This window comes from Cellulomonas iranensis NBRC 101100 = JCM 18110 (assembly GCF_001552375.1).
GTDB lineage: Bacteria > Actinomycetota > Actinomycetes > Actinomycetales > Cellulomonadaceae > Cellulomonas > Cellulomonas iranensis.
In genome coordinates this window covers 1-3,421 of record NZ_BCRB01000161.1, presented here as the reverse complement: position 1 = coordinate 3,421, position 3,421 = coordinate 1, and the positions used below count along the sequence as shown (strand labels likewise).

The 3,421-nt window shown below is 76.8% G+C and carries 5 protein-coding genes; 4 read left to right on the top strand and 1 reads right to left on the bottom strand.

Annotation, left to right across the window (positions count from 1 at the left end; all coding sequences use genetic code 11):
• On the bottom strand, positions 1–869 hold an 869-nt coding region (locus tag CS2_RS17955; protein WP_070320990.1), incomplete at its 3' end, for a DUF4439 domain-containing protein.
• A gap of 147 nt (positions 870–1,016) precedes the next feature.
• Here CS2_RS17955 and rimP point away from each other — a divergent pair.
• From rimP to CS2_RS17935, 4 genes are all read left to right on the top strand, one after another.
• Positions 1,017–1,586 carry a ribosome maturation factor RimP gene (rimP, locus tag CS2_RS17950; RefSeq protein ID WP_070320989.1) on the top strand — a complete coding sequence of 190 codons (570 nt, stop codon included), beginning with the start codon at positions 1,017–1,019 and terminating at the stop codon, positions 1,584–1,586.
• A gap of 1 nt (position 1,587) precedes the next feature.
• Positions 1,588–2,634, top strand: coding sequence for a transcription termination factor NusA (nusA, locus tag CS2_RS17945; protein WP_046528120.1), 1,047 nt, complete (start codon positions 1,588–1,590; stop codon positions 2,632–2,634).
• 155 nt (positions 2,635–2,789) lie between these two features.
• The gene (locus tag CS2_RS17940) at positions 2,790–3,104 is read left to right on the top strand and encodes a YlxR family protein (RefSeq protein ID WP_404813905.1); all 315 of its coding nucleotides are present in this window, start codon (positions 2,790–2,792) and stop codon (positions 3,102–3,104) included.
• Between the two features lie 70 nt (positions 3,105–3,174).
• The coding region (locus CS2_RS17935) for a translation initiation factor IF-2 N-terminal domain-containing protein (protein WP_156442211.1) at positions 3,175–3,421 on the top strand (247 nt) is incomplete at its 3' end.

Sequence of the window (3,421 nt, the reverse complement as noted above, 5' to 3'; positions counted from 1 at the left end):
TCGAGCGCCGCGGGCAGCGCGTAGGCGGCGCGCCGCGGGTCGGTCGGGCGTCCCGCGACGCCGGCCGCCGTGGCCCACCGGTCCGAGGCCGCCTCGTGGCGTGCCGCGGCGGCGAGCAGCGCCGCGCGTCGGTCGTCCGCCGAGCGCGCCGCGAGCACCGTGAACGTCCACGCGGCCTCGTCGTGCGCGAGCGCGACGGCGGCGGCCTCCGGGGCGCCGTCGGGCGCCGGTGAGGTCGCGTCGTCGGGAGCGTCGGTGGTCGGCGCGGACGCGTCAGGTGCGGCGGCGGGCTCCGCGTCGTCGTCCGTCGCGGGCGCGCGGTCGGGGCGGGGGAGCCCGGCCGCGGCCGCGAGCCGGTCGGTGAGCGCGTCCCGCGCGACCGCGACCGACCCGACCAGGCGCGCCAGCGCGCCGTCCGGGACCGCGTCGGCGTCCCGCGTCGCGGCGTCGGCGTCGGCCGACAGCGCCGTCAGCAGGGTCGCGACGTCCTCGGGGAGCTCAGGCGCCGGGGTGGGCGTCGCGGTGGGCGACGGATCCGGCAGCCCCGACTCGTACACGCCGCCGAGCTCCTCGACGTGCCGCGTCGAGAAGGCGGCGACGTCGTCGAGCACGGGCCGCACGGCCTCGTCGACGCCCTGCGCCGAGAGCGCCGCGGCCGCCGAGGCCAGTGCGAGCGCGTCGCCGACGGTGCGCGCGCGGACCTGCTCGGTCGCATCGGGCGTGGGCTCGGCCGGCGGCGGCGTCTCGAGGCGCAGGCCGCACCCGGCCAGCACGAGGGCGCCGGCGAGCAGCAGCGCGGCGGCGCGGGTCGGGCGGGCCGCGCGGGCGCGGTGCCGCGGCGCGGACGGGGCGGGGGCGGACGGGTGCATCGGGCGCGATCCTGCCACGTGACGCCGTGACCGACGCGGCACCGGTGCGCGTCGGCCACGCGCGTCGGGAGTCGTTAGGCTGGTGGGACAACGTCACAGGGTCGCCGCCTGCGCCCCGCAGCAGGAGAGCCGACAGGAGGCCGCGTCATGGTCGCGCCAGGAACCGCACCGCGTGTGCGGGAGGTCGTCGAGGCCGCCGTGACCGGGGCAGGTCTGCTGCTCGACGACCTCGAGGTCGCCCGCAGCGGCGGTCGCACGGTCGTCCGCGTGGTCGTGGACCTCGCCGAGGACGACCCCGGCGCGCTCGACCTGGACCGGGTGGGTGACGTCACGCAGGTGGTGTCGGACGCGCTCGACGCGGTCGACGTCGTGCCCGGCGTGTACACGCTCGAGGTCGGCAGCCCCGGTGCCGAGCGGCCGCTCACGGCCGCGCGCCACTGGCGCCGCGCGCTGGGGCGCACGGTGGTCGTGCGCACGGTCGACGGGCGCACCGTGACCGGGCGGCTCGACGACGTCGCCGCGGGCGACGCGCCCGCGGTCGTCGTGGTCCCGGTGACGGTGCCCGGCAAGGGCCGCAGGCCCGTCGAGGGTGCACCCGTGACGTTGGCATGGCAGGACGTGCGCGACGCACGTGTGCAGGTGGACCTCGCCGCGGTGCGCGACGACGAGTCCGACGAGGACGCCGGCCGGCACGACGCCGGCGCAGTGAGGGGCTGACGTGGACATCGACATGCAGGCGCTGCGACTCATCGAGCGCGAGCGCGAGATCAGCCTCGACGTGCTGGTGGAGGCGATCGAGCAGGCGCTGCTCTCGGCCTACCACCGTACGCCCGGTGCGCAGCAGCGGGCGCGCGTCGAGGTGGACCGCCGCACGGGGCACGTGACCGTGTGGGCGCGCGACCCGCGCGACCCCGACGCGCCCGAGGACGCCCCCGAGCCGCCCGAGTACGAGGACACGCCCGCGGGCTTCGGGCGCATCGCGACGTCCACCGCGCGCCAGGTCATCGTCCAGCGGCTGCGCGACGCCGAGGACGACCAGGTGCTCGGGCAGTTCCGGGGCAAGGCGGGCGAGGTGCTCGGCGGCGTCATCCAGCAGGGGCGCGACCCGCGCACGGTCCTCGTGGACGTCGGCGGGGTCGAGGCCGTGCTGCCGCAGCACGAGCAGGTGCCCGGTGAGCGCTACGTGCACGGCGAGCGGCTGCGCGGCTTCGTGCTCGACGTCGCGCGCGGGCCCCGCGGGCCGCAGATCACGCTGTCCCGCACGCACCCCAACCTCGTGCGCAAGCTGTTCGCGCTCGAGGTCCCCGAGATCGCGGACGGCACCGTGGAGATCACGGCGATGGCGCGTGAGGCCGGCCACCGCACCAAGATGGCCGTCCGGGCCAACGTCGCCGGCGTCAACGCCAAGGGCGCGTGCATCGGCCCCATGGGCGGCCGCGTGCGCGCCGTCATGGCCGAGCTGCACGGCGAGAAGATCGACATCGTCGACCACTCCGACGACCCCGCCGAGATGATCGCGCACGCGCTGTCGCCGGCACGTGTGCTCGACGTCACGGTCGTGGACCGGGACGCGAAGGCGGCACGCGTCGTCGTCCCCGACTACCAGCTGTCGCTCGCGATCGGCAAGGAGGGGCAGAACGCCCGTCTCGCGGCCAAGCTCACCGGCTGGCGGATCGACATCCGGTCCGACGCCGAGACGCCCGCCGCGGGGGCCGACGCGCCGTCCGACGGCCCGGCCGCGGGGGCGCCCGGTCACGTCCGGTGACCCGGCGCGGTAGACTCTCCGAGGCTGGGCCGGACGCCCGGCACTCCTCGCCGTCCAGGCGGACCCCAGATCCCGCACCTGCCGTGCCCGAACCGGGGCCTGTCCGCACGTGCGTGGGGTGCCGAGAGACCGGCCCCAGGTCGGTCCTGCTGAGGGTGGTGCTGGCCGACGCCGGGACGGGTACGCCCGTGCTGGTCGTCGACGAGCGTCGCCGGATGCCGGGCCGGGGTGCGTGGCTGCACCCCGACCAGCGGTGCCTCGAGCTCGCCGTGAAGCGGCGGGCGTTCGGACGCGCGTTGCGCAACCCGGGCCCCTGGGGAACCGAGGACGTGGCACGCGCCGTCGCGCGGGCCACGGAGCAGGACCAGCCACAGCACAGCACCACGGTGCCGGGGACCGACCCCGGTGCCGACCGTCGACAGGGAAGCGGGTTGGAAGCCGATGGCGACCCGATGAGCACGCACCGATGAGTACCCAGCGATGAGTACCCGGCACTAACGACGGTCCACCCTGTCCGGGGCGGACCAGGACAGGAGAGATGTGGCCAAGGTCCGCGTCTACGAGCTCGCCAAGGAGCTCGGAGTCGACAGCAAGACCCTCATGACCAAGCTGAACGAGCTCGGTGAGTTCGTCCGCTCGGCGTCCTCGACGATCGAGCCGCCCGTGGTGCGCAAGCTGCGCGACACGTACCCCGCCGCCGGCGGTGGACGTGGCGGCTCGTCGCGCCCGGCCGCGCCCAAGCCCGCCGCGGCGACGCCCGCGCCGGCACGCCCCGCGGCACCGGCGG

What these genes read in the sequence shown, in the direction of transcription:
- rimP (WP_070320989.1), top strand. Translation starts at nt 1,017, where the DNA reads ATGGTCGCGCCAGGAACCGCACCGCGTGTGCGGGAGGTCGTCGAGGCC.